Here is a 1,324-nt window from a genome sequence, read left to right as displayed (position 1 = left end):
AGCTAAAGCTTGTTTGAAGAGGGGTTCGGCTTCGCTGTATCTTCCTTGAACTCTGTAAAGTTCTGCCAAGTTGTTGAGACTGGCGGCGGTAGAGGGATGGTTGTCTCCTAATTGTTGTTTCCAGATAGCTAAAGCTTGTTTGAAGAGGGGTTCGGCTTCGCTGTATCTTCCTTGAGAATAGTAAAGTACTGCCAAATTGCCAAAACTTTGTGCAGTATCGGGATGGTTGTCTCCTAATTGTTGTTTCCTGATAGCTAAGGCTTGTTTGTAGAGGGGTTCGGCTTCGCTGTATCTTGCTTGAGACTGGTAAAGTAATGCCAAATTGTTGAGACTGGTGGCGGTATCGGGATGATTGTCTCCTAATTGTTGTTTGATGATAGCTAAAGACCTGTTGTAGAGGGGTTCGGCTTCGCTGTATCTTCCTTGAGACTCGTAAAGTCCTGCCAAATTGCCAAAACTTTTTGCAGTATCGGGATGGTTGTCTCCTAATTGTTGTTTCCAGATGGCTAAAGCTTGTTGTAAGAGGGGTTCGGCTTCGCTGTATCTTCCTTGAGACTCGTAAAGTTCTGCCAAATTGTTGAGACTTTGAGCGGTATCGGGATGGTTGTCTCCTAATTGTTGTTTCCTGATAGTTAAGGCTTGTTTGTAGAGGGGTTCAGCTTCACTGTATCTTCCTTGGGATAGGTAAAGTGCAGCCAAATTGTTGAGACTTTGAGCGGTATCGGGATGGTTGTCTCCTAATTGTTGTTTCCTGATAGCTAAAGACTGTTTTAAAAGAGGTTCGGCTTCGCTATATCTTCCTTGAGACTGGTAAAGGAATGCCAAATTATTGAGACTGGTGGCGGTAGAGGGATGGTTGTCTCCTAACTGTTGCTTGAATATATCTAAAGCCTCTTTGTAGAGGGGTTCAGCTTCACTGTATCTTCCTTGAACTCTGTAAAGTTCTGCCAAATTGTTGAGACTAATGGCGGTATCGGGATGGTTGTCTCCTAATTGTTGTTTGCTGATAGCTAAAGCCTGTTTGTAGAGGGGTTCGGCTTCGCTGTATCTTGCTTGAGACTGGTAAAGTAATGCCAAATTGTTGAGACTTTGAGCGGTATCGGGATGGTTGTCTCCTAATTGTTGTTTCCAGATAGCTAAGGCTTGTTTGTAGAGGGGTTCGGCTTCGCTGTATCTGCCTTGAACTCTGTAAAGTTCTGCCAAATTGTTGAGACTGGTGGCGGTAGAGGGATGGTTGTCTCCTAATTGTTGTTTCCTGATAGCTAAGGCTTGTTTGTAGAGGGGTTCGGCTTCGCTGTATCTTCCTTGAACTCTGTAAAGTCCT

General features: G+C 44.3%; 1 protein-coding gene. It reads right to left on the bottom strand.

What is annotated here, in order from left to right; genetic code table 11:
• Positions 1-1,324 (bottom strand): tetratricopeptide repeat protein (locus MICAI_RS17165; protein WP_039900449.1); only part of this gene is annotated, 1,324 nt, incomplete at both ends.

This window comes from Microcystis sp. T1-4, from assembly GCF_000297435.1.
Lineage (GTDB): Bacteria > Cyanobacteriota > Cyanobacteriia > Cyanobacteriales > Microcystaceae > Microcystis.
Note: the sequence above shows the minus strand (reverse complement) of the source record. Positions and strands in the feature narration are given on the sequence as shown.